The sequence below is a fragment of the Klebsiella sp. S69 genome (assembly GCF_016516145.1).
Lineage (GTDB): Bacteria > Pseudomonadota > Gammaproteobacteria > Enterobacterales > Enterobacteriaceae > Klebsiella > Klebsiella oxytoca.
In genome coordinates this window covers 35964-59829 of sequence record NZ_JACVUU010000009.1, presented here as the reverse complement: position 1 = coordinate 59829, position 23866 = coordinate 35964, and the positions used below count along the sequence as shown (strand labels likewise).

The following is a 23866-nucleotide window of genomic DNA, read 5'->3' as shown; positions in this document are numbered from 1 at the left end:
GCGGCGGGCGTGAGCCTGCCGCAATATCCCGAGGTTGATTATGAAGAAGTTACTGCTTGTCGCCATTATGGCAACAGGTCTGGTTGCCTGTACGCAGTCGCCAGCGCCGAAAGAAGACTCAAAGTTGAGAGACGCCTACAGCGCCTGCATTACTAGCGCGGAGGGGAACCCGGATAAGGTTGAAGCCTGTCAGAGCGTACTGAACGTGCTTAAGCAAGAGAAACAGCACCAGCAGTTCGCCACCCAGGAAAGCGTGCGGGTGCTGGACTATCAACAGTGTATCCAGGCGCGCAAAACCGGTAACGATCAGGCCGTGCAGGCGCGCTGCGACCAGCTCTGGAAAGAGATCCGCAGCAACAATACGCCCCGTTAATCCAGGCGGAGATAGGCAAAGCGGGCGGAGCGTAAACTCCGCCCGCGGCTATTTTAGCGGGGTATTTCTGCTGGCTGATAGCTGCGGCTCAGGCGAGTAAAGAGCATGGCGGTTGCGGCAAGTCCGCATAGCGCAGCGCACATCAGCCACCAGCCCGGCGAGCTTTTATCCCCGGTGATCTCGACCAGCGCGGTGGAAATAGCCGGCGTCAGGCCGCCAAAGATAGCGGTGGCGAGGCTAAAGGCCAGCGAAAAGCCCACGGTGCGGACGTAGACCGGCATCACTTCGGTCAGCGCCGCGACCATCGCGCCGTTATACATACCGAAGAAAAACGAGAACCAGAGCAGGACCAGCGTCATACGGGTAAAATCCGGCGCGGCGGTGAGCCAGTGCATCACCGGCCAGGTGGTAAGCAGCGCCAGCAGGGTGATGCCCATCAGCACCGGACGACGGCCTATTCTGTCAGAAATTGTCCCGCCAATCGGTAACCAGATAAAGTTAGAGATACCGACCAGCATGGTGACCAGCAGGCTATCGCGAGCGCTCAGATGCAGCACGGCTCTCCCGTAGGTTGGGGTATAAACGGTAATAAAGTAAAAAGTGGTCGTGGTCATCGCCACCAGTAAGGTGCCCGCCGAGATGATGCGCCAGTTTTTTACAATCGTGCTCAGGATTTCTCGGGTATCAGGACGATGTTTACGCTGCAGGAAAGCTTCGGTTTCCTGTAGCGAACGCCGCAGTACAAAAATCAGCGGAATGATCAGACAACCAATAAAGAAGGGGATACGCCAGCCCCATTCGGCGATCTCATCATGGCCAAGCGTTTCGTTTAGCGCGTAGCCAATCAGCGCCGCGACCACGATAGCCACCTGCTGGCTGGCGGATTGCCAGCTGGTATAGAACCCCTTTTTCCCCGGGGTGGCGATTTCCGACAGGTAGACCGACACGCCGCCGAGCTCTACGCCCGCTGAGAATCCCTGCAGCAGACGGCCGACTAATACCAGAATGGGGGCGAGAACGCCGATGGTGTGATAGCCGGGGACCAGTGCTATCAGCAGCGTCCCGCAGCCCATAATCGCCAGCGTCACCATCAGCCCTTTACGCCGCCCGATTCTGTCGATATAGGCCCCCAGCACTATCGCCCCGATAGGGCGCATCAGGAAGCCCGAACCAAACACGGCGAAGGTGAGCATTAACGCCGCAAACTCACTTTCCGCCGGAAAGAACGTTCTGGCGATGTAGGTGGCGTAAAAACCGAACAGAAAAAAGTCGAATTGCTCGAGAAAATTACCGCTGGTCACGCGGAGAATAGCGCCGAAGGTACCGGCGCGCGATGATGATTGCGTCATAGGGGTTGCTCTCCATTGTCTTTATCTTGTTTTTATAGAGGTAAGATGAGCGGACTAGTCGCCTGCGACTGCCGCCTGTTTTCCGCGCCGTTTCTCAATTGCCCACTTGAGTAACGCCGCACAGCGATAAAATCCGTGGGCAAATTTTCCGTATGGCAGGGTTAAAAACAGCGCCATCACAACGCCGAGATGAATGGCGAGCAGGACGCCCATCCACGAGGTATCGCGCCCTGCCAGCAGGGCCAGTCCGGTCAGGCTGGTCAAAAACAGCAGCAGAATAAAGCCGCGATCCATCGGCTTTTGCCGCGCATCGCCGTGCAGCGGCGAGCGGCGCAGGTTTAGCCATAGCAAACCCGCCGGGCCGACCAGCAGGCCGATACCGCCGAGCGTGCCCAGTACAACCGGTACGCTGAAGAAAGGGTAGGGGGCCTCCCAGCCGGCGATATAGTGATAACCCGTAGCCACCACGGTGGCGGCGAAACAGAGCAGAAAACCGTAGAAGGTAAAGTGATGGAAACGGCGGCGCATCAGGGTAAACGCGTCATCAGCCTCGTTGCAGCCTTTACCGTGCCCGCCGTCGAGATACTTCAGCGTGAGCGCATTATGCGAGGCTGTAGCGATGTCGATAGCCTGAGGCTGACCCGGTGAAATCTCGCGCCAGAAGCGGATCACCCCGCTCATCAGTAACCCTATGGCCAGAATGAAGACCGAGCCAAACATCCAGGCCAGCAGGTTATGGGGAAATATCCGGTAAAAATCGCCGGCCAGCGGTGGATGAAGCAGCGAGCCATTGAGCCCCATCGCCAACAGCAAAAAGAGGATCAAACCGGCGACCAGCGCCAGCACCGTGGTCACGCCGGCCCGACGGTAGAGGCTGCTGAAAGCCGCGGGCTGGGCATAGTGCTGATAGGTTTCCAGGCGGACTTCCGCCATCGCTTTCGGGACATTAATGGCAAACTCATGCGGCGGCGCATACTGGCAGGCATGCAGGCAGGCGCCGCAGTTGTGGCACAGGTTGGCCAGGTAGTTAATATCCGCTTTACCAAAAGCCAGGCGCTGAGTCATGGCCGGAAACACGGCGCAAAACCCTTCGCAATAGCGGCAGGCGTTACAGACCTGCATCACCCGTTCAACTTCTGCTTCCGGCTCGGTAATGATCTGCGCGTCGATAATCAACTTTTCAAGCGACTTCATGATGTATCTCCTGCTGTGCCGCACGGGCGGCCTGCTGGCCGGCAATGCGGCCGAACGTCGTACCAATCGACATGCCTACGCCGGCGGTATAGCCTTTGCCCAACACGTTGCCGGCCATCATTTCGCCAGCAACGAACAGGTTACGGCTGGGTTTGCCCGCAAAATGGACGGCGGCGCGTTCATTGACGTACAGTCCGAGGTAGGTGAAAGTGATCCCCGGGCGCAAGGCGTAACCGTAGTAAGGCGGCGAATCGATGGGACGCGCCCAGTGGGTTTTCGGTGGGGTCAGGCCTGATGTTGCGCAGTTATCAAGGCAGGTATGATCGAACTGGCCCGGCACGCAGGCGGCGTTATAGTGCGCGATGGTTTGCGCCAGACGCGCCGCGTCCAGCCCCAGCTGGCGAGCCAGTTCTTCGATAGTATTGGCCTGGGCGCCGGGAAAAACCGGCGGCATAAAGTGACCGATCGCTTTGCTGTCGATAATTGAATAGCCGATTTGTCCCGGCTGGTGGGCGACCAGCCGCCCCCAGATGGCATAACGTTTGGGCCAGAAATCTTCCCCTTCATCATAAAAGCGCTCGGCGTCGCGGTTTACGACCACGCCCAGCGATACGCAGTCCACGCGGGTGCAGATCCCGCCATCATAGAGCGGTGCCCGGGCGTCAATGGCGACGCAGTGTGACTGCGAGGGATCGCCGATAACGTCAGCCCCGGCGTCGATCATATATTTCAGCAGCACGCCCTGGTTAAAGCGGGTTCCGCGGATGAGAAAGTTATCGGCTGGCCATTCGCCACGATCGTTCTGTCCCCACGCTTCGCGCAGCCACTCGCGGTTAGACTCAAAGCCGCCGGCGGCGAGGACGCAGGTTTTCGCGGCAATCCTTTCTTCACCCGCCAGCGCGGCGACGAATTCGCCGTTATACAATTCGAGCGCCTGGACCGGGGTGTTGTAGCGGATCTGTACACCCATCTGCTCCGCGCTGCGGTAATAAGCATTTATAAGAGCCTTGCCGCCGCCCATGAAAAAGGCGTTGGTGCGGGCGACGTGCAGTGCGCCGGAGAGCGGCGGCTGAAAGTTAACTCCGTGCTGGCGCATCCAGTCCCGGCACTGTGATGAGGTACGGATCACCAGCCGCGCCAGCGCTTCGTTGGTATTACCCTCGGTGACGCGCAGCAGATCCTGCCAGTACTCTTCTTCCGGATAGCTGTCGACCAGCACATCCTGCGGAGCATCGTGCATACAGCGAAGGTTCCGCGTGTGCTGAGAGTTTCCGCCGCGCCATTCTTTCGGTGCGGCCTCCAGCAGCAGCACGGACGCGCCGGATTCCCGGGCGGTCAAGGCGGCGCATAGCGCAGCGTTGCCGCCGCCAATCACCAGTACATCCACCATTTTTGGCTCCATTACAGTTTGCTTTATTGTTAAATTTGTAATGGAAATGTATGCGCTCAGGGCAGCAGGACGCTATGGCGTATTGCTAAAGAGGGGTTTAGTGTGCGTAAAGGCTGGCGCCAGGCCAGCGGCCAGATTCGACCAGCTGACGCATGACTTTTGCCGGTATGACTCGCGCGGCGAGACCCGATGGGGTCAGTTCATCATCGGAAAGACTGACGAGAAAATTAGGCCGACTGAGTATCGGATTGTTGATGCCGATCACTCTCAGGGGCTCGCCGTCGAGATGAGAAATCGCTGCTCCCGGCTGCAAAGTGGCGCCGAGGCCGTCGCGCACGGCGCGCATTAGCAGGGCCAGACCGTCGATTTCAGCGACCACATCGACATTAAGCGCATGCTCCTGGCACATCGCCTCCAGCCTGCCGCGCAGCCCATGCCCCAGGCTTGGCATAATCAGCGGGACAGCGGAGAGCTGGTCCGGCGAGATGCTATCGTCGGAAAGGGGAGCCAGTACCTTATGGGTGCCAATCAGAAACAGACGCTCTTCAAGAATCGGCCTGGCGCTCCAGCGCACAAGCTTCTCCTTCTGGAACACGATCGCTAAATCGAGCTGACGGGTGTTGATCATGCGTTCAAGGTTGCCGGAGAGACTTTCTACCAGATGCAGGCGGACGTCGGCATAGCTTTCGCGCATCGCGTTAATAAAGGGTACGCCGAGCACAGAGGCGGTGCTGGGGGCCATGCCGACGCTGACGTGGCCAGATAGCCGCGCCTCGCGCGCAGCAAGAACCGCATCATCAGCGTGACGCAGTGCCAGCTGCGCCTGTGAATAGAAGGCGAGGCCAGCGCTGGTGGGCATTACGCCGCGAGACGTCCGTTGTAGCAGGCGAATGGCGAGTTCATTTTCCAGGCGCGCCATTTGTTGGCTAAGCGCGGAGACGCCGATATTCAGGTCAAGCGCGGCGCGGCCCATACTGCCGGTTTCAATAATGCGCACAAAATAGCGTAGCTGGCGAAGCTCCATAAGCACACTCCGTATAAAGCAGGATGCACCGACAGTAAACGTATTCAGGCGCGAGAGGAAGAGGCGGCAGATGGCGGGCAAAAAAAAGCCAACCCGCAGGCTGGCTTTGGCTGATAAACGATGCGGTGATTATTTCTCTACCGCGTCGTGGGCATGTTCATCTTCGCGGCAGTCGCCTTCTGCACAGTGGCCGTACAGGTACAGACTGTGGTTGGTGAGGCGAATACCGTGTCTGGCGGCAATCTCACGCTGGCGCGCTTCGATGGAATCATCGCTAAACTCGATCACTTTGCCGCAGTCCAGGCAAATCAGGTGATCGTGATGGTGCTGCTGCGTCAGTTCAAAAACGGATTTACCGCCTTCGAAATTATGACGGGTGACGATACCGGCGTCGTCAAACTGGTTCAGTACGCGGTAGACGGTGGCCAGGCCAATCTCTTCACCCATATCAATCAGGCGTTTGTATAAGTCTTCCGCACTGACATGATGGTTATCCGGTCCTTGCAGCACTTCCAGGATTTTTAATCTCGGAAGCGTCACTTTCAGGCCAGCTTTCTTTAATGCGGTATTGTTGTCAGTCATGCGGAATCTGTCCTGTTGCTAAACGATCTACTTCCATCAGCGGAAGTAATACAGAGAATCACCCGATGTAATGCGTCTCATTATAGAACTGCCATGGTGAAATGAAAACTGCAAGCATCGGGCCTTGTATGCTGTCAAAAACGAGGCACTCGCTACAAAGTGCTTCACGCGACCCCGTTAAATCAGAGGACATTGTACAGATATGTGATTAAAAGTTAAAAACTTGTAGCTATAACTTTGATTGCTTTTATCTATCAATTCGGCGAAATATGGTGATTACGCCGTTTAGACTCAGGCATTCTTGATTTCTTCGAGGTGCAGCTCCTCGGAAATCTGTTTTACCCATTTTTCGACGCGTTCGTTAGTCAGTTCAGGCTGACGGTCTTCGTCGATAGCCAGACCGACAAAATGATCGTCATCGGCCAGGCCTTTAGAGGCTTCAAAATGGTAGCCAGCGGTCGGCCAATGGCCAACGATAGTTGCGCCGCGCGGTTCGATGATATCGCGAATGGTGCCCAGCGCATCGCAGAAGTATTCAGCATAGTCTTCCTGGTCGCCGCAGCCAAAGAGGGCTACCAGTTTGCCATTAAAATCGATATCTTCCAGCGTCGGGAAGAAATCGTCCCAATCGCACTGGGCTTCACCGTAGTACCAGGTTGGGATGCCGAGCAGCAGGATATCGTGAGCTTCCAGATCCTCTTTGCTGCTTTTGGCAATGTCGTGAACATCAGCAACATCTTTACCAAGCTGCTTTTGAATCATTTTTGCAATATTTTCGGTGTTGCCGGTGTCGCTGCCAAAAAAGATGCCGATGATTGCCATGAGTAAAATAACCTCTTGAAACTTAATGATGTGGTAGTGGCGTAATGCCCGCAGATAGGGGCAATGATAGCAGAACTGAGAAGGGCGCGGAAACAGCAATCACGCCCAACTGCACACTCTGCTACATGAAAGCTTATTTTTTGAGGGTTTTAGGCTTTATCCTGGCCGCGCAGGGCTGCCAGCTGGGTCATCAGCATCTCTTCGATCAGATCGCTGCGGTTCATGTTACGGGCTTCGGCCAGCTCATTGAGCGCATCGACCGCATCGGCATTGAGCTTAAGCTCCACGCGCTTCAGGCCGCGGCTCTTGTCGCGTTTAAGCTGATTGCGTTTGTTGATGCGCAGCTGTTCATCGCGCGAAAGCGGATTCGTTTTCGGTCTTCCCGGCCGACGCTCAGTTGCGAACAAATCTAATGTCGTACGGTCCGTTTGTTCTTTTGCCATGATTCAGAGTGACTTCGGGGGAAACAAGCTATCGGGCATAGCCGACGCAGACAGCGCGCCATAATACATCAGGCGGCGGGCTGCGCCAACGGCCGCGGACATTAAGCCGCGCGGTCGAGTATATTTTAGGCAGTTACGCGGCGATAGAGGTCAAATAACGGCGAATGGCGCGGATCACGGCCTCCGGTTTTTCAGCGTGCACCCAATGCCCGGCGCCGGCGATAACGTGCGCCCGAGCTTCGGGAAACTGCGCAAGCAGCGCGTCACGACAGGCATCGGTCACGTAAGGGGAGTTGCCGCCGGGGATAAACTGCGCCGGATGCGGCCATGCCGGGACGGTTTGCCAGCCGACGATGTTGTCGTACTGCTCCCACAGCACCGGTACATTAAAACGCCACTGGCCATCCACAAAGGATTTCAGCAGAAACTGAACCACGCCCTCTTCATTAAGGTGTTGACGCATGACCGTCGCTGCCTGCTGACGCGTAGCGGCGCCCGCATCGGTAACGGCGTTGATGGCAGCAAAAATTTCATCATGGCGGCGGACGTGATAATCCACCGGGGCGATATCAATAGCTACCAGGCCTGCGATGCGCTCTGGCGCCAGCGCGCTCAGCGCCATCACCGCTTTGCCGCCCATAGAGTGACCAATAAAGGTGGCTTTCTCAATCTGCGATTCATTGAGAGTATCAAGCAGATCCTCAGCCATCGCGGCGTAGGTCATCTCCGGCGCGCGCGGGGAGAGACCGTGGTTTCGCATGTCGACCTGCACCGTATCGTGATCGACAACCAGATCGCGGGCGAGGATCCCAAGGTTGTCCAGGCTGCCAAAAAGGCCGTGGACCAGGACGATAGGGGGATTATTGTGCTGATTCTGTGCAGATTGCGCTCGGCTATTTAATTTCATGGCAAAGTTCTTTTTTTCGCTCCGTCGGGTTAGGGTATTATGTTGAACATTCTGCCATCCGGCTGCAAGACCCGGAAGATTTCTGAGTTTTGCCGTCATCCTGGTTTGACGCTATCCGCGGTTGGGATTTGTCCCTATAATCCCGACAACTTGTATTCAGAAAAAGATATCGCACTGGATTAAGATGAAAACAATTGAAGTTGATGATGAACTCTATAGCTATATTGCCAGCCACACCAAGCATATTGGCGAGAGTGCATCCGACATTTTACGGCGCATGTTGAAGTTTTCCGCCGTTTCCCAGCCTGCCGCACCGGTAGCGAAAGCCGCTCCGGCACCGGCGCCAACGCCTGTCGTTGACGTGAAGCCCGCTAATCCTCTGAAGGATAAAGTTCGCGCGATGCGTGAGCTGCTGTTATCTGATGAGTATGCCGAACAAAAGCGCGCGGTAAACCGATTCATGCTGGTTCTGACTACCCTCTACACCTTAGACAGCAAAGCGTTTGCCGAGGCCACCGAGTCTCTGCACGGGCGCACCCGCGTCTATTTCGCTGAAGATGAGCGCACGCTGCAGAAAAACGGTAATCAGACTAAGCCTAAGCAGGTCCCCGGTACGCCGTGGTGGGTTATCACAAATACCAATACCGGTCGCAAATGCAGCATGATCGAACACATCATGCAGTCCATGCAGTTCCCTGCGGAATTGATCGAAAAGGTTTGCGGTACGATCTAGTCATTTAACTTTTGCACCAGAAGGATCAGGCAATGGCAATCGATAAGCGCGCAGGTCAACCTGCGCAACAGAGTGATTTGATTAACGTCGCCCAACTGACTGCCCAGTACTATGTGCTGAAGCCGGAAGTAGGCAATGCGGAACATGCGGTGAAGTTTGGCACCTCCGGCCATCGCGGCAGCGCGGCGCGCCATAACTTCAACGAGCAGCATATTCTGGCGATTGCCCAGGCAATTGCTGAAGACCGCGCGAAGAACGGGATCACCGGCCCATGCTACGTCGGGAAGGACACCCACGCGCTCTCCGAACCTGCCTTTATTTCCGTACTGGAAGTGCTGGCGGCGAACGGGGTTGACGTTATCGTGCAGGAAAACAACGGTTTCACCCCGACGCCGGCGATTTCCAATGCGATTCTGGTGCACAACAAAAAGGGCGGCCCGCTGGCTGACGGTATTGTTATTACGCCGTCCCACAACCCGCCGGAAGATGGCGGTATCAAATACAACCCGCCGAACGGCGGCCCGGCTGATACCAACGTCACCAAAGTGGTCGAAAACCGCGCCAACGAACTGCTGGCGGCGGGTCTGCAGGGCGTGAAGCGTATGACGCTTGATGCGGCGCTGGCCTCCGGTCACGTCAAAGAGCAGGATCTGGTGCAGCCGTTTGTTGAGGGATTAGCGGATATCGTCGACATGGCGGCGATCCAGAAAGCCGGACTGACGCTGGGCGTCGATCCGCTGGGCGGCTCCGGTATCGAATACTGGAAGCGTATCGCCGAGCATTACAACCTAAACCTGACTATCGTGAATGACCACGTGGATCAGACTTTCCGCTTTATGCACCTCGATAAAGACGGCGCAATCCGCATGGACTGCTCCTCCGAGTGCGCGATGGCGGGCCTGCTGGCGCTGCGCGACAAGTTTGACCTGGCTTTCGCCAACGACCCGGATTACGACCGCCACGGTATCGTCACGCCGGCCGGGTTAATGAACCCGAACCACTACCTGGCGGTGGCGATTAACTACCTGTTCCAGCATCGCCCGCAGTGGGGCAAAGATGTTGCGGTGGGTAAAACCCTGGTCTCCTCGGCGATGATTGACCGCGTAGTCAACGATCTGGGCCGCAAGCTGGTGGAAGTACCGGTTGGCTTTAAGTGGTTCGTTGATGGCCTGTTCGACGGTAGCTTCGGCTTCGGCGGCGAAGAGAGCGCGGGGGCGTCGTTCCTGCGCTTTGACGGGACGCCGTGGTCCACTGACAAAGACGGCATCATCATGTGCCTGCTGGCGGCGGAAATCACCGCGGTGACCGGGAAAAACCCGCAGCAGCACTACGACGAGCTGGCAGAGCGCTTCGGCGCGCCAAGCTACAATCGTCTGCAGGCTTCCGCGACTTCAGCCCAGAAAGCGGCGCTGTCTAAGCTCTCTCCGGAAATGGTGAGCGCCAGCACCCTGGCAGGCGATCCGATTACCGCGCGTCTGACTGCGGCTCCGGGCAACGGGGCGGCGATTGGCGGTCTGAAAGTGATGACCGACAACGGCTGGTTCGCCGCGCGTCCGTCAGGTACCGAAGATGCCTACAAAATCTACTGTGAAAGCTTCCTCGGCGCTGAACACCGTCAGCAGATTGAAAAAGAAGCGGTGGAGATTGTCAGCGAAGTGCTGAAAAACGCCTAATCTCCCACATGATAATCAGGCCCGTTTCAGGGCCTGATTTTTTTCGCATGGCAGCGATGAAACTAAAACGTAAACACGTCTTCCGGTTCTGGGGCGGGATGGATCTCTTTTATCTCATCCAGTTTCTCGGCTGGAATCTTTACCATCAGCGCCTGCCTTTCTACGACGACATCCTCTCTTATCTCCAGCTTGTACCCACCCTTGGCCCCGCGGCCGCCTGGCTGTTCCCGCTGAATGTGCTGCTGATTGTCACTATTCCCGTGTCGATGGTTCTCCTCTGGCGGCAGAGCCGCTATGCCCTGCGGTTAGCCTGTGCGCAAACGCCCCTGCGGCTGGCCTTTATGCTGCCCTCACTTTCGCTGGTGCTATGGGGCGCGCAGGTCCTGGGAGTTAAAGGCGCGGCTTTCTTTATCGCTCTGCTGCTGGTCTCTGAGGCGGCAAAATTGATGACATTATGGCGATGGCGAAAGATTTAACTTTACGCGCTATCTTCACGGGGCAGGGGTATCCGGTAACACGGTGACCGAATCGGGCATAAACGGGTATCAGGTCGTTGACCGGGTTTGCCCGTTTTGCCGAATTAACTACCGGAGCAGGTGAACAATCACGGCTAATTCTGCGATTTTAGTCACAAATTTATCGTGATTAAAATGAAATTTCCCATATATATATGATCAACTTCAAATTAAAAAAAGCTAAAAGCTTGTTTTGATTTTGTATGATTTATGTCACTTACTGATATGGATGATTTTGTTATATTTATGTCATTAAATCCTGGATGCTTTCTTGAGAACTTATATGTTACAAGTTAAACGTCACTCATTAATTGTGGAATATGTCGTAGAAAAGGGATGTGCCAGAGTTAATGAGCTGTCGCGATTATTTGGCGTATCTCCGGAAACTATTCGACGTGATTTAACTGCGCTGGCCAGGAATAAGAAAATAGTGCGCAGCTTTGGCGGCGCAATGATTTCGGAAAATACGGCATCGTTTTTAGCTGCCGATATGCCGGCAAATAACGGAAACTTTGTCGATAAAGCCGAAGCCTTTATTAAGCGCACGAAAGAACAGCCAGAACGTAAGATGCGCATCGCCAAAGGTGCGCTGCAATTTATTCATGAGCATGAGTGCATCATTATGGATAATAGCAGCTCCTGCTGGTTTTTAGCCCGTCAGCTACCTGACATTGAATTGACCGTTATTACTAATTCTTTGAATATTATTCAAACCTTAGCCTGCCGCAAAAAAATAAGAATTGTCAGCGTTGGTGGTGAATATTCTGAGCGTCACGGTGACTTTCACGGTCCTGTTGCTGAGTTCATTATCAACAATTTTAAGGTCAATAAGCTGTTTTTTTCCTGTCAGGGCCTGGACTCCGGTCTGGAAATTAAAGACAGTAATGAAGTCAACGTCCGGCTAAAGCAAGAGATGCTGAAAGTTGCCGATCAAAAAATTCTGATGGTCGATAGCAGTAAATTTGAACGCTATTCGCTTTATAAAATATGCGATCTGGCGGATATTGATATCTTGATCACTAATGAGTTACCCGGCGATATCTATCGCCAGCATCAGGTACATATTGTAGAGACCAAATAAGGCTCTGAATAATAATCTAATTGCATCATCATTTAATCGCTCTGTACCAGTTGGAGGAGTATTGCATTAGCAATACTGTCCCTCTTCATTATTTATCCGAAAAAGAGGTTTACGATGGAACAATTACCTGAAGATATGAAAGCGGTTGTCTGCCACGGTCCCCAGGATTATCGCTTTGAGAAAATTCGCCGCCCGATCGCCAAAGAAAAGGAAGTGGTCATTAAGGTTGACGGCTGTGGAATATGCGCCGGTGATTGCAAGGCCCAGGACGGTGCGCCGATGTTCTGGGGTGATAATCCGTGGGTAAAAACGCCGGTAGTGCCCGGCCATGAGTTTTACGGTCGGGTTGCTGAATTAGGCCCGGGTTCCGCTGAAAAATATAAATTAAAAATTGGCGATCGCATTCTCGCTGAACAGATTGTTCCCTGCCATGAGTGCCGTTTCTGTAAAACCGGAAAATACTGGATGTGTGAAACCCATGATATTTACGGCTTCCAGAAAGATGTCGCCGATGGCGGTATGGCTGAATATATGCGTTTCTCCGAACGCGCGATTATTCATAAAATTCCTGAATCATTAAGTGAAGAAGATGCGGCGCTGATCGAACCTATGGCCTGTGCAATCCATACGGTACGCCGCGGGGATATCGATCTGGATGATGTGGTCGTTATCGCCGGCGCCGGGCCGCTGGGGCTGTGCATGGTGCAGGTCGCTCATCTTAAGACGCCGAAGAAACTGGTGGTCATCGATACCATGGAAGATCGCCTGGCGCTGGCTAAAGCGTTTGGCGCCGACGTGGTCATCAACGCGGCGAAAGAGGACGCCGTCGCCATCGTTAAATCCATGACGGACGGATACGGCTGCGACGTTTATATCGAAGCGACCGGCGCGCCTGTTGGCGTGACTCAGGGACTGGAGATGATACGCAAACTGGGGCGCTTCGTTGAATTTAGCGTGTTTGGGAAAGAAACCACCGCCGACTGGTCGATCATCGGCGACCGCAAAGAGCTCGATATTCGCGGTGCGCATCTCGGCCCCTATAGCTATGAAATCGCCATCGATCTTTTTGAGCGTGGCCTCTTGACCGCCAAAGGCGTGGTAACGCATTTCTATTCTATCGATGAGTGGAAAGCCGCTTTTGAGATGGCCAAATCGCTGGATTCCATCAAGGTCGTTATCAAGCCATAAATTTATCATCAGTCACTCGCGTCATTTATATTGATTGTTCTGCACTTTCATAAATGGCTGCTAAATCAATACTGGATTTCTTCAATCATGGGGATTGCTGAGATAAATGTCGGTAGCCTCTGCTAATTACCAGTGGTGAATTTATTGCTCAGTAAATCAGGCAACATTAGTACCATGAAAACGCTGCTGAATAATTTATATTCCGCAGCGCACAACTCAATAAGGAGATATTGAATGCCTGTTAAATTTAATACCAAAGCATTACTCTCAGGACTTCTGGCTATGAGCATGGTCGCCTGCGTTAATGCTAAACCTTTGACTATCGGCATGTCCTTCCAGGAATTAAACAACGAATATTTCGTGACCATGAAAGAGTCACTTGAACAGTCGGCAAAAGATATTAACGCCACCGTCTATACTGCGGATGCGGCGCATGATGTCTCCAAGCAGATTAGCGATGTTGAGGATATGCTGCAAAAGAAAATTGATATTTTACTGATTAACCCGGCAGATAGCGTTGGCGCGGAAACCGCCGTCCTGGCCGCCAAAAAAGCCGGCGTGGTGGTGGTGGCGATAGATGCTCAGGCTAACGGTCCGATTGATTCTTTTGTGGGTTCAAAAAACTATGATGCGGGCTTTATTGCCGGAGAGCATTTAGCCAAAGCGCTGGGAGATAAAGGCAACGTGGCGATTCTCGACGGAATTCCGGTGGTACCTATTCTGGAGCGCGTGCGCGGCTTTGAAGATGCGATGAAAAAGCATCCCAATATTAAAGTGCTTACCAAACTGAATGGTAAACAAGAGCGCGATACCTCCATGAGCGTGACGGAAAATATGCTGCAATCCAACCCGACGCTCAACGGTATTTTCAGCGTCAATGATGTTGGCTCACTCGGTGCCCTGGCGGCTATTCAGTCATCTGGACGCGATGTCAAGCTGGTCAGCGTCGATGGATCTCCGGAAGCGGTGGCTGAAATTGCCAAAGGTAATACGCCGTTTATTGCTACCGCAGCACAGTTCCCGCGCGATCAGCTGCGTATTGGCTTAGGTATTGCCCTCGCAAAACACTGGGGGGCGGATATTCCTAAAGAGATTCCTGTTGATGTGAAGCTTATCGATAAAAACAACGCCAAAGATTTCCACTGGTAATCGCGTTATTACGCCACAGCGGCTCTCGCTTATTCAGGTGAGCCGTGCCGGATTCTTATTAAAGTATGGCTCACTATTTTATCGAGCCATTATGGAGCGATGTTTATGCCCAGCTTACTGGAAGTCAAAAACGTCAGTAAAAGCTTCCCCGGAGTCAAGGCGCTGGATAATGTTAATATCACCCTTGCTCGTGGAGAAGTTCACGCTTTATTAGGTGAAAACGGCGCGGGTAAATCGACGCTGATGAAAATCCTGTGCGGGATCTATCAACCTGACGCCGGTAATATTTATATTGATGGTAAGCAGCAGCATTTTCATAACTATCGCGATGCGATTGCCTGCGGCGTAGGGATTATCTTTCAGGAGTTTTCTCTTATTCCCTATCTGAACGCTTATGAGAATATTTTCCTTAATCGTGAAAAGGTAAATCGTTTTGGCCTGTTAGATCGTAAAGCGATGCGTCGGGAGGCGTTACGCATTTTTAAAGAGCTTGGCGTCACGCTCGATCCCGACGAGCAAATCTGCCATCTCAGCGTCGCCGAGCAGCAGTTCGTGGAAATTGCCAAAGCGCTGTCGCTGGATGCGCGAATTCTCATTCTGGACGAACCCACCGCGACCCTGACTCCTGGCGAGGCGGAACATCTTTTCCGCGTGATGCGCGATTTAAAGGCCAAAGGCGTCGGCATGTTCTTTATCTCGCATCATCTGGAGGAGATATATGAAATCTGCGATAGCCTGAGTATTCTGCGCGACGGCAAATATATCGGATCGGCAAAGGTCGACAATATCGATATCGCAGAGATGATCCAGATGATGGTCGGCCGTGAGGTGGAGAACATCTATCCCGAGCGGCGGACGCTGGCGCATGATGAAATACTGCTGGAGGCGGAAATTCAGCTGACCGAAGGTAGTCAGGTTAATCGGCTGACGTTGCGCAAAGGGGAGATTTTAGGCCTTGCCGGGCTGGTGGGGTCGGGGCGTTCCGAAGCGATTCTGGCTCTGACCGGCGCGGATAAATGCTACAAAAAACGCGTCCGTCTGGCCGGAAAAGAGGTGACGATAAATTCAACCGATCGGGCTCTGCGTCTGGGTATCGGCCTGTTGCCGGAAAGCCGCAAAACGCAGGGACTGGTACTGCCTTTTTCGGTCAAAGACAATATCTGGCTTAACAAACACGCCTGCCAGTTCTCGCTAATCCGCGATAACGAAGAGCGCCTGACCGCCGAGCGTTTAATTAGCCACGTTGGTGTGAAAACGCCAGATGCCGGGACCGCGGTGGGGACGTTGAGCGGCGGTAACCAGCAGAAAGTCGTTATTTCTCGTTGGTTAAATCATGACGTCAATATTCTTATTTTTGACGAGCCGACTCGCGGTATTGATGTCGGAGCAAAATCAGAAATCTACCAGATTATGCGCGACCTCACCGCCCAGGGGATTGCGATAATTATGATTTCATCTGAGCTTCCAGAGGTCATAGGCGTCAGCGACCGGGTGATGGTTTTTCGCGACGGTAATATCGTTGCGGAGCTTGAGAACGACCAAATTAATTCCACCGTCATTATGCTGCATGCTGCCGGTAATATTATTTAGGGAGTATTAAATGAGTAATGAAAACGTATCATTAGCGCCAGCCGTGTCTCCTGATAAAAATAAAAAGATGCTGCATAGTTTATTAAAAATGCCTGCATTCCTGCCGTTCGTTGGTCTGGTACTCCTGTTTTCCTGTATGGCCATTTTTAATGACTACTTCTTAACGGTTGATAACTTATCTACCGTCGCCCGTCAGGTCTCGATCAATGCCATCATCGCCATCGGAATGACCTTTGCCATCCTGACCGGCGGGATCGACCTCTCCGTCGGCGCGGTCATGGCCCTGGCCGGTACGCTGATGGCGGGATTAATGAAGTACTATGGTTTAGATCCGTGGTTAGCCATTCTTATCGGCCTGGGTTCCGGCGTCGCCTTTGGCGCGCTGAACGGCTTTTTAACCGCCTACGGCAAAATGCCGCCGATTATCGTAACCCTCGGCGCGATGATTATTGCGAAGGGGCTGGCACTGATCTATACCGGCGGCTATCCCATCTCCGGCTTACCGGATTCATTCGCTTTTTGGGGCCGTGAATATCTGTTCGGTATTCAGGTACCTATTATTCTGATGGTGGTTTTATATTTCATCTTTTATATCGTGCTGAATCATATGCCGTTTGGCCGCTATGTTTATTCTCTTGGTGGCAATGAAGAAGCGGCGCGCCTGAGCGGACTGCGGGTTAAATATTATAAATTGCTGGTTTATGTGATCAGCGGTTTTACCGCCAGTTTTGCCGGTCTTATTTTTACCTCACGGGTGATGAGCGGTCAGCCTAATGCGGGCGTCGGTTTTGAACTGGATGCTATTGCCGCCGTGGTGCTCGGCGGGGCATCGATTGCCGGTGGGCGCGGAATGATTATTGGCACGCTGATCGGCGCCATGATGCTCGGCGTACTGAATAATGGATTAAACCTGTTAGGGATCTCACCTTACGTTCAGTACGTGGTGAAAGGGCTTATTATTTGGGGCGCCACCTTTATTAGCTCAGCCAGACGTTAACTTATATTAATTATGGGACGAAGGGATATGAATTTTATCGGAGTGGATATCGGTGGTACGGTCACCAAAGCCGGGATATATACTGAGTGCGGGCAGGAGATCCACGTGGCTTCGCAATATGCTCAGGTATTATCCGAACAGCCGGGTTTTACCGAGCGGAACATGCATGAGCTATGGGATACCGTTTGCAGCGTAATAAAAAAAGCGCTGTTTGAAAGCCAGGTGCCAGCGTTAAGTATTGGCGGGATCGGCTTTTCCTCGCACGGCAAAGGGCTGTACGCGATTGATAAAAAAGGCGAGCCGGTGCGCAACGGAATTATCTCATCCGATACCCGGGCGCTGGCGTTCGTCAAAAAATGGTACCGCGAAGGGGTCGATAAACTGGCCTATCCCAAAGGGCTGCAGCAGCTGTGGACCGGGCACCCGGTATCGCTGCTGGCGTGGTTAAAAGCACATGAGCCCGCCAACTACGACAGAATCGACGCCGTTTTAATGGTGCACGACTACATTCGCTTTCGTCTGACCGGCGAGGCGACGGCGGAAATTACCAATATCTCCGGCAGCAATTTTTATAACCAGCTTTCCTCCCGCTACGACCGCGACATGATGGCGCTGTTCGGCATTGAGGAAGTGGCGGATAAGACCGCGCCGGTGGTCAACTCGACGGACTGCGTGGGCCACATTACCCTGCAGGCCTCGCTGGACTGCGGATTATGTCCGGGAACGCCGGTATTCGGCGGCTTTTTCGACGTGGTGGCCTCCGCCGTCTCATCGGGCATTGACCGGGCGGATACCCTGAGCGCAGTGGCCGGTACATGGAGTATCGCCACCTCGGTGACGGACAGCATTATTGCCAACGACTATCCCTACATTTGGGGAAAATACTGCATTCCGGGCAAATATTTTGTTCATGAGGGCAGCCCTACTTCGGCGAGCAATCTCTCCTGGTTTGTGAAACAGTTTTTCCCTGACGATGACCGCTGCTACGACCATTTCGAAAGCTGGATTGCGCAAGAGACCGACAGTAACCTGATTTTTTTACCTTATCTGTTCGGTTCCAATCTGGCGATGGATCTGCCGGGTGCGCTGGTAGGTCTGGCGGGACATCATACGAAAAAGGATATTATTGCGGCCATCTACCGCGGGATCGTTTTTTCTCACCTGATACATCAGGACCGCATTATTGAACTCAATCGGGGTATTGAAAAAATTCGCTTTACCGGCGGGCCGAGCCAGTCGAGAGGCTGGACCCAGATGTACGTCGACGCGGCCAATCTTCCTCTGGAAGTCGTGGACATCGAACAGGCGGGATGTCGAGCCGCCGCGCTGTGCGCAGCCGCCGGCAGCGGAGCCTACGCCAACTTCAGCGAAGCGATAGCGGCCACGCAGCCCGAGGTGGTCAGTTATCAACCGGACGGCAAGCGGCATCAGCAGCTGCGCGAAGGTTATGCCCGTTACGTAGAGGTCGCGCAAAGCCTCTCCAGGGCAACGGGGGCGGCGCAATGAAACCGAGACTTGGTATCTACGAAAAAGCGCTTCCCACCGCGCTGGACTGGCCGAAACGCTTCGAAATGGCGGCTGGCCTGGAGTTTGATTTTATCGAAATCTCCGTTGATGAGAGTCCTGAACGCCAGGCCAGGCTGCGCTGGAACCGTGGACAGCGGCTGGCATTTGTGGCCGACAAAATTAACAGCGGTATCGATGTGCCGAGCATGTGCCTCTCCGCGCACCGTAGCCATCCCTTTGGTAGCGTCAATCTCGAGACCCGGCTCAAGGCGCGGGAACTGATGCTTGATGCGCTGGATTTTGCCAGCCACGTCGGTATTCGCAACATCCAGCTGGCAGGCTATGACGTCTATTACGAATCCTCTTCGGCGCAGACCCGGGAATACTTTATTGAGGGCATCAACTGGGCGGTGGCCGAAGCGGCGAAAGCGCAGGTGATGCTGTCGATGGAGATTATGGATACCGCCTTTATGAGCAATATCTCCCGCTGGCTGGATCTCGAAAGGAAGGTCTGTAGTCCGTGGTTTTGCGTCTATCCGGACGTCGGCAACTTAAGCGCATGGCAAAACGATGTTCCCGAAGAGTTGAGTAAGGGAATTCATAAAATCACCGCCATTCATTTGAAGGATACCCAGCCGGTGTCCCACGCTTCGCTGGGGCAGTTTCGCGATGTGCCATTCGGTACCGGCTGCGTCGATTTCACGGAGATATTTCGTACGCTCTCGGCGCTGAACTATCGCGGCGCCTGGTTGATTGAGATGTGGGCCAAAAACGACGGGCTGGACAGCGAGAGAATCGCCGACGCTAAAGCGTGGCTAACGGATAAATACCAGCAGACATTTCGTCCACCGCACTATGAAGGCATTGTGAATTCAGGAGTGAAGTATGTTGGATAACCTCAAGCAGGCGGTTCTTGATGCCAATCTGGCGCTGCCGAAATTTAATCTCGTGACCTTTACCTGGGGCAACGTCAGCGGCATCGATCGCGACGCCGGGCTGGTGGTGATCAAACCCTCCGGCGTGGAATACGCCGTGATGACCGCTGACGATATGGTGGTGGTGGAGCTGGCGACCGGCAGCGTGGTGGAGGGGCGCTATAAGCCCTCGTCGGATACGCCGACCCATCTCGAGCTGTATAAGGCATTCAGCGGCGTGGGCGGAATTGTGCATACCCATTCGCGCCATGCGACGATTTGGGCGCAGTCGGGGAGGTCGCTGCTGGCGATGGGCACCACCCACGCCGACTATTTTTATGGGCCGATCCCCTGTACCCGTCCCCTTAGCGATGATGAAATCCGCGGTGATTATGAAACCAATACCGGTCACGTGATTATCGAAACGCTGGGCGCGCAGCATACCGATCCGCTCAGCGTGCCCGCCGCGCTGGTTCACGGCCACGGCCCATTTGCATGGGGAAAAGATCCGGCGAACGCGGTGCATAATGCGGTGGTGCTGGAAGAGATTGCCTATATGAATATGTGGACCCGCCAGTTAAGCGCTGACGAACAGCCGGTCTCTGCGACCCTGCTGGATAAACACTATTTGCGTAAACACGGCGCGGGGGCCTACTACGGGCAGTAATTGTCTGCATTCCCCGGATGGCGGCGTAAACGCCTTATCCGGGCTACCGGCCCGCAGTCGGTAGTGAACCCGTAGCCCGGTCAACGCAGCGCCACCGGGATGAAACAGCGAAGATGTTACAGGCCCGGCACATTTCCCGGAGGCGGCGCTTGAGGCGCCTGTCCGGGCTACCGGCCCGCAGTCGACGGTGAACCCGTAGCCCGGTCATACAGCAGCGCCACCGGGATGAAACAGCACAGATGTTACAGGTCCGGCACATTTCCCGGAGGCGGCGCTTGACGCGCCTGTCCGGGCGACTCCGCCTGCATTCCCCGGATTGCGACGTAAACGCCTTATCCGGGCTACCAGCCCGCAGTCGACGGCGGAACTGTAGCCCGGCTAAGCGAAGCGCGAGCCGGGGACAACGGCTAGGGCATAAACCGATAGCCGATCCCCGTTTCGGTCAGCAAGTGCTGCGGACGGGCCGGGTCGGCCTCCAGCTTTTGCCGCAGGTGCCCCATATAAATCCGCAGGTAGTGGCTGTGCTCCACCGCATTTGGCCCCCAGACCTGTTTGAGCAGCTGTCGCTGGGTCAGCACTTTGCCAGGATTGTTGAGCAGGACCACCAGCAGGCGAAATTCAATCGGCGTCAGGTGGATCTCTTCATCGCCGCGCACGATGCGGCGGGCAGGGATATCAACGTCAATATCGGCAAAACGCACTCGCGGCTCGTCGGCCTGGGCGCCGGCATGGCGACGCATCGCCACCCTCAGTCGCGCCTGCAGCTCGCCAATGCCAAAGGGTTTACTGAGATAGTCATCGGCTCCTGCGTCAAGGGCGGCGATTTTGTCCTGCTCCTCGGTGCGCGCCGACAGCACGATAATCGGCATCTGGCTCCACTGGCGAACCTCGCGAATAAACGCGTTGCCGTCGCCATCGGGCAGACCCAGATCGAGAATAGCTAAATCCGGCTTGCGGGTCGCGGCTTCGATCAGCCCGCGCTGCAGCGTTTCCGCTTCAAACACGCGCATGCCGTCGGCTTCCAGCGCGGTACGCAGAAAGCGGCGGATAGCATTTTCGTCTTCGATAATCAGAACGTTAATCACATTTCCTCGGCTAACTCTTCCAGTTCAGGGGGCGCTTCTCGCGGCAGTGTAACACGGAAACAGGCGCCGCCTTGCGGGCGCGTCTCGGCGCTAATCGTTCCGCCGTGCACCTCAACGATGGCCTGACAAATCGCCAGTCCCAGGCCTACGCCGGGGATCGCCGACTCTTTATTGCCGCGGGCGAATTTATCAAAGATAGCCTGTTCCTGCCCTGGAGGAATACCCGGCCCGTTATCCCACACCTCAAGCAATAAATGGTGCGGGTCGACATGCGCCGCGATGCCGATTTGCGCCTGCGGCCCGGTGTACTTCACCGCGTTTTCCAGCAGATTAATCAGCACCCGTTCAAATAGCGGGCCATCGACGTGTACCAGCAGCAGCGGGTCCGGCAGATCGAGCTGAATATGCCGCCCACCGAGCCCCGGCTCCAGCATACGCAAAGCGCTGCCGACCACCTCTTCGAGGGTCAACCACTCTTTATGCAAATTAAAGCCGCCGGACTGGATCCGCGCCATATCCAGCAGATTATTCACCAACCGGGTGGTGTTCAGTACGTGCTGGCGTATCTCATTGGCCTGCGGCGCGTGCTTCGACCCTTCGCTGGCAAGATCGAGGGTCAGGATCTCCGCCTGGCCGAACAGCACCGTCAGCGGGGTGCGTAAATCATGGGACAGCGCCGCCAGCAGCGAGTTGCGCAGGCTTTCCCGCTCGCTGTTCAGCCGCGCCTGCTCTTCGCTGGCGGTGAGCGTCAGTCTCTCCAGCGCGCTGGCGACCAGCAGGGTAAAGGTTTCCAGCAGGCGCTGTTGTTCGGGGATCATCAGCTGGCGCAGGTTAGCCGGCTCCACCACCACCAGCCCCCAGGTGCGGGCGGCGCTTTTCAGCGGCAGGATTTGGTAGGGGACGCCGGGTAACGTATCGGTACCCGCCCCGGCGGGCAGCCCCTTATCGAAGCTCCAGCGGGCGATCGCGTCGTCCCAGGTGATGGCCGCGGTGGGTTGAGTCAATGGAGAGAGCCGGTTCATCTCATCGGGCAGCAGTAGCTGACTGCGCGCCTGAAACGTCGAGGCGATAAACCGTTCGCTGGTGGCGGCGATATCTTCACGGCTGCGGCCCACCGCCAGCGCTTTGGACATTTCGTACAGATGCCGGGTGCGCCGCTCGCGATAGCGCGCCACCCGCGCCTGGTAGCGAACGCCGGCGGTGAGGTTGCCGATAAGCAGCCCGACGGTCAGCATCACGCCAAAGGTGAGTAAATACTGTACATCTGAAACCGCCAGCGTACCGCGCGGCGCAACGAAAAACAGATCGAAGCTGACCACGTTAATCACCGTCGCCAGTACCGACGGCCAACGGCCATATACGAGAGCGATAATCACCACGCCAAGCAGATACAGCATCACCAGGTTGGCGGCCTCAAAGGCCATCAGCCACTGCATGGCGACAACGGTAATCACCGCGCACAGCGCGATGGCGACGACGCAGCCCTGGAGCTGTAGACGCCATTTATCCATCGCCGTCCGGCTATCGCTGCCGCGAGCCGGCAGGGAGGCGGCTTTTTCATCCAGTGCGATCACCACCAGATCGAGATCCGGAGCGTGACGGGCCAGCCGATCGGCGAAGCCGCCGCGATCCCACCAGCGCCTTTTCTGCTGGCGGCCAATCACTATCTTGCCGAGATTATGTTCGCGGGCGTAGTGCAGAACGGCCTTCTCTTCGGATGGATCGGAGAGGGTGGCGGTTTCCGCTCCCAGCTCCTGCGCCAGCCTGAGCGCGGCGAGAATCGCCCGCCGCTTCGCCTCCGACAGGCGGTGCAGCGACGGGGTTTCAACATACACCGCATGCCAGACGCTGCCCAATCTGGCGGCCAGCCGGGCGGCGGCGCGCACCAGCTTTTCGCTGCCGGTGTTATGGCCGATGCAGAGCAAAATAGCGTCGCGGGTATGCCAGACTTTTTCCTGGCCCTGGCGATCGCGCCAGGCGCGCATCTGCTCATCGACTCGATCGGCAGTACGGCGTAGCGCCAGCTCGCGCAGGGCGATGAGATTGCCCTTGCGAAAGAAGTTTTCAATGGCCCGCTCAGCCTGACCGCCGATATAGACTTTACCTTCATTGAGCCGCTGACGCAGATCGTCCGGAGGCAGGTCAACCAGCACCACCTCGTCGGCGGCGTCGAAAAACGGATCGGGGACGGTTTCGCGAACCTGCACGCCGGTGATGCCGCTGACGACATCGTTCAGGCTCTCGAGGTGCTGAACGTTAACGGTGGTAAACACGTCGATGCCGGCTTCCAGCAGCTCTTCGACGTCCTGCCAGCGTTTAGGATGACGCGATCCGGGCGCGTTGCTGTGCGCCAGCTCATCGACCAGGATCAGCGCCGGGCGGCGGGCCAGGGCGCCGTCAAGGTCAAACTCCTTCACGTAGCGCCCGCGGTGGGAAAGGCGGCGCTGGGGCAGGGTACTCAGCCCCTCAAGCATCGCCGCCGTCTCTTTACGCCCGTGGGTTTCCGCCACGCCAATCAGGATATCCAGCCCCTGGGCGCGCAGCCGCTGCGCTTCCGCCAGCATCGCCCAGGTTTTACCGACCCCGGCGCAGGCGCCGAAAAATATCTTTAGCTTACCGCGATGCGGGGCGGCGGTGTGTTGCAGCAGGCGATCAGGGTCCGGACGCAGCGGCTCATCACTCAT

At 55.4% G+C, this 23866-nt stretch carries 22 protein-coding genes; 12 read left to right on the top strand and 10 right to left on the bottom strand.

Annotation, left to right across the window (positions count from 1 at the left end; all coding sequences use genetic code 11):
* Window positions 1-40 precede the first annotated feature (40 nt).
* Window positions 41-373, top strand: coding sequence for a ChiQ/YbfN family lipoprotein (gene chiQ, locus IAE27_RS10715; protein WP_004100227.1), 333 nt, complete (start codon window positions 41-43; stop codon window positions 371-373).
* Between the two features lie 53 nt (window positions 374-426).
* On the opposite strand, the gene IAE27_RS10710 is transcribed toward chiQ, so the two are convergent.
* The 8 genes from IAE27_RS10710 to ybfF all read right to left on the bottom strand — a co-directional run bounded on the left by IAE27_RS10710 (window position 427) and on the right by ybfF (window position 8084).
* Entirely contained in the window at window positions 427-1722 is a 1296-nt protein-coding gene (locus IAE27_RS10710; RefSeq protein WP_070557477.1) for an MFS transporter, read from the bottom strand.
* 54 nt (window positions 1723-1776) lie between these two features.
* On the bottom strand, window positions 1777-2916 hold the full coding sequence (gene tcuB / locus IAE27_RS10705; RefSeq protein WP_023320572.1) for a tricarballylate utilization 4Fe-4S protein TcuB: 1140 nt from the start codon (window positions 2914-2916) through the stop codon (window positions 1777-1779).
* Window positions 2903-4306, bottom strand: a complete 1404-nt coding sequence (tcuA, locus tag IAE27_RS10700; protein ID WP_004100231.1) for an FAD-dependent tricarballylate dehydrogenase TcuA — start codon at window positions 4304-4306, stop codon at window positions 2903-2905. Before tcuA ends, tcuB begins: the two co-directional genes overlap by 14 nt.
* Before the next feature lie 97 nt (window positions 4307-4403).
* Window positions 4404-5330 carry a tricarballylate utilization LysR family transcriptional regulator TcuR gene (gene tcuR / locus IAE27_RS10695; protein ID WP_200092409.1) on the bottom strand — a complete coding sequence of 309 codons (927 nt, stop codon included), beginning with the start codon at window positions 5328-5330 and terminating at the stop codon, window positions 4404-4406.
* A gap of 129 nt (window positions 5331-5459) precedes the next feature.
* Window positions 5460-5912, bottom strand: coding sequence for a ferric iron uptake transcriptional regulator (gene fur / locus IAE27_RS10690; protein ID WP_004100233.1), 453 nt, complete (start codon window positions 5910-5912; stop codon window positions 5460-5462).
* 291 nt (window positions 5913-6203) lie between these two features.
* On the bottom strand, window positions 6204-6734 hold the full coding sequence (gene fldA, locus IAE27_RS10685; RefSeq protein WP_162556089.1) for a flavodoxin FldA: 531 nt from the start codon (window positions 6732-6734) through the stop codon (window positions 6204-6206).
* Between the two features lie 149 nt (window positions 6735-6883).
* Complete coding sequence (ybfE, locus tag IAE27_RS10680) at window positions 6884-7177, bottom strand: LexA regulated protein (RefSeq protein ID WP_004100235.1); 294 nt, start codon at window positions 7175-7177, stop codon at window positions 6884-6886.
* A gap of 133 nt (window positions 7178-7310) precedes the next feature.
* On the bottom strand, window positions 7311-8084 hold the full coding sequence (gene ybfF, locus IAE27_RS10675) for an esterase (RefSeq protein WP_004100236.1): 774 nt from the start codon (window positions 8082-8084) through the stop codon (window positions 7311-7313).
* 184 nt (window positions 8085-8268) lie between these two features.
* Between ybfF and seqA the strand changes: the two genes are divergently transcribed.
* The 11 genes from seqA to araD all read left to right on the top strand — a co-directional run bounded on the left by seqA (window position 8269) and on the right by araD (window position 20097).
* Window positions 8269-8817, top strand: a complete 549-nt coding sequence (seqA, locus tag IAE27_RS10670; RefSeq protein WP_004111417.1) for a replication initiation negative regulator SeqA — start codon at window positions 8269-8271, stop codon at window positions 8815-8817.
* 32 nt (window positions 8818-8849) lie between these two features.
* Window positions 8850-10490 carry a phosphoglucomutase (alpha-D-glucose-1,6-bisphosphate-dependent) gene (pgm, locus tag IAE27_RS10665; protein WP_024273919.1) on the top strand — a complete coding sequence of 547 codons (1641 nt, stop codon included), beginning with the start codon at window positions 8850-8852 and terminating at the stop codon, window positions 10488-10490.
* Between the two features lie 56 nt (window positions 10491-10546).
* Window positions 10547-10966 carry a hypothetical protein gene (locus IAE27_RS10660; RefSeq protein ID WP_004100239.1) on the top strand — a complete coding sequence of 140 codons (420 nt, stop codon included), beginning with the start codon at window positions 10547-10549 and terminating at the stop codon, window positions 10964-10966.
* A 322-nt stretch (window positions 10967-11288) separates the two neighbouring features.
* Window positions 11289-12086, top strand: coding sequence for a DeoR/GlpR family DNA-binding transcription regulator (locus IAE27_RS10655; protein WP_004100245.1), 798 nt, complete (start codon window positions 11289-11291; stop codon window positions 12084-12086).
* Window positions 12087-12200: 114 nt separating this feature from the next.
* Complete coding sequence (locus IAE27_RS10650; RefSeq protein WP_049591132.1) at window positions 12201-13274, top strand: zinc-binding dehydrogenase; 1074 nt, start codon at window positions 12201-12203, stop codon at window positions 13272-13274.
* Between the two features lie 234 nt (window positions 13275-13508).
* Window positions 13509-14423, top strand: coding sequence for an ABC transporter substrate-binding protein (locus IAE27_RS10645; RefSeq protein WP_108704068.1), 915 nt, complete (start codon window positions 13509-13511; stop codon window positions 14421-14423).
* 105 nt (window positions 14424-14528) lie between these two features.
* On the top strand, window positions 14529-16013 hold the full coding sequence (locus tag IAE27_RS10640; RefSeq protein ID WP_154022720.1) for a sugar ABC transporter ATP-binding protein: 1485 nt from the start codon (window positions 14529-14531) through the stop codon (window positions 16011-16013).
* A 10-nt stretch (window positions 16014-16023) separates the two neighbouring features.
* The gene (locus IAE27_RS10635) at window positions 16024-17010 is read left to right on the top strand and encodes an ABC transporter permease (RefSeq protein WP_004100252.1); all 987 of its coding nucleotides are present in this window, start codon (window positions 16024-16026) and stop codon (window positions 17008-17010) included.
* Between the two features lie 27 nt (window positions 17011-17037).
* Window positions 17038-18516, top strand: a complete 1479-nt coding sequence (locus IAE27_RS10630) for an FGGY-family carbohydrate kinase (RefSeq protein WP_200092404.1) — start codon at window positions 17038-17040, stop codon at window positions 18514-18516.
* Window positions 18513-19412 (top strand): L-ribulose-5-phosphate 3-epimerase, encoded by a 900-nt coding sequence (locus IAE27_RS10625; RefSeq protein WP_108704067.1) that lies wholly within the window; start codon window positions 18513-18515, stop codon window positions 19410-19412. The genes IAE27_RS10630 and IAE27_RS10625 overlap by 4 nt, the downstream gene beginning before the upstream one ends.
* Window positions 19402-20097 carry an L-ribulose-5-phosphate 4-epimerase gene (araD, locus tag IAE27_RS10620; protein WP_004111424.1) on the top strand — a complete coding sequence of 232 codons (696 nt, stop codon included), beginning with the start codon at window positions 19402-19404 and terminating at the stop codon, window positions 20095-20097. Before IAE27_RS10625 ends, araD begins: the two co-directional genes overlap by 11 nt.
* 407 nt (window positions 20098-20504) lie before the next feature.
* Here the strand turns inward: araD and kdpE are convergent, their stop codons facing one another.
* On the bottom strand, window positions 20505-21182 hold the full coding sequence (gene kdpE / locus IAE27_RS10615; protein ID WP_004111427.1) for a two-component system response regulator KdpE: 678 nt from the start codon (window positions 21180-21182) through the stop codon (window positions 20505-20507).
* Entirely contained in the window at window positions 21179-23866 is a 2688-nt protein-coding gene (gene kdpD / locus IAE27_RS10610; RefSeq protein WP_154022719.1) for a two-component system sensor histidine kinase KdpD, read from the bottom strand. The genes kdpE and kdpD overlap by 4 nt, the downstream gene beginning before the upstream one ends.

Coding starts and splice junctions, on each gene's coding strand:
- chiQ (WP_004100227.1), top strand. CDS start 41: ATGAAGAAGTTACTGCTTGTCGCCATTATGGCAACAGGTCTGGTTGCC.
- IAE27_RS10710 (WP_070557477.1), bottom strand. CDS start 1,722: ATGACGCAATCATCATCGCGCGCCGGTACCTTCGGCGCTATTCTCCGC.
- tcuB (WP_023320572.1), bottom strand. CDS start 2,916: ATGAAGTCGCTTGAAAAGTTGATTATCGACGCGCAGATCATTACCGAG.
- tcuA (WP_004100231.1), bottom strand. CDS start 4,306: ATGGTGGATGTACTGGTGATTGGCGGCGGCAACGCTGCGCTATGCGCC.
- tcuR (WP_200092409.1), bottom strand. CDS start 5,330: ATGGAGCTTCGCCAGCTACGCTATTTTGTGCGCATTATTGAAACCGGC.
- fur (WP_004100233.1), bottom strand. CDS start 5,912: ATGACTGACAACAATACCGCATTAAAGAAAGCTGGCCTGAAAGTGACG.
- fldA (WP_162556089.1), bottom strand. CDS start 6,734: ATGGCAATCATCGGCATCTTTTTTGGCAGCGACACCGGCAACACCGAA.
- ybfE (WP_004100235.1), bottom strand. CDS start 7,177: ATGGCAAAAGAACAAACGGACCGTACGACATTAGATTTGTTCGCAACT.
- ybfF (WP_004100236.1), bottom strand. CDS start 8,084: ATGAAATTAAATAGCCGAGCGCAATCTGCACAGAATCAGCACAATAAT.
- seqA (WP_004111417.1), top strand. CDS start 8,269: ATGAAAACAATTGAAGTTGATGATGAACTCTATAGCTATATTGCCAGC.
- pgm (WP_024273919.1), top strand. CDS start 8,850: ATGGCAATCGATAAGCGCGCAGGTCAACCTGCGCAACAGAGTGATTTG.
- IAE27_RS10660 (WP_004100239.1), top strand. CDS start 10,547: ATGAAACTAAAACGTAAACACGTCTTCCGGTTCTGGGGCGGGATGGAT.
- IAE27_RS10655 (WP_004100245.1), top strand. CDS start 11,289: ATGTTACAAGTTAAACGTCACTCATTAATTGTGGAATATGTCGTAGAA.
- IAE27_RS10650 (WP_049591132.1), top strand. CDS start 12,201: ATGGAACAATTACCTGAAGATATGAAAGCGGTTGTCTGCCACGGTCCC.
- IAE27_RS10645 (WP_108704068.1), top strand. CDS start 13,509: ATGCCTGTTAAATTTAATACCAAAGCATTACTCTCAGGACTTCTGGCT.
- IAE27_RS10640 (WP_154022720.1), top strand. CDS start 14,529: ATGCCCAGCTTACTGGAAGTCAAAAACGTCAGTAAAAGCTTCCCCGGA.
- IAE27_RS10635 (WP_004100252.1), top strand. CDS start 16,024: ATGAGTAATGAAAACGTATCATTAGCGCCAGCCGTGTCTCCTGATAAA.
- IAE27_RS10630 (WP_200092404.1), top strand. CDS start 17,038: ATGAATTTTATCGGAGTGGATATCGGTGGTACGGTCACCAAAGCCGGG.
- IAE27_RS10625 (WP_108704067.1), top strand. CDS start 18,513: ATGAAACCGAGACTTGGTATCTACGAAAAAGCGCTTCCCACCGCGCTG.
- araD (WP_004111424.1), top strand. CDS start 19,402: ATGTTGGATAACCTCAAGCAGGCGGTTCTTGATGCCAATCTGGCGCTG.
- kdpD (WP_154022719.1), bottom strand. CDS start 23,866: ATGAGTGATGAGCCGCTGCGTCCGGACCCTGATCGCCTGCTGCAACAC.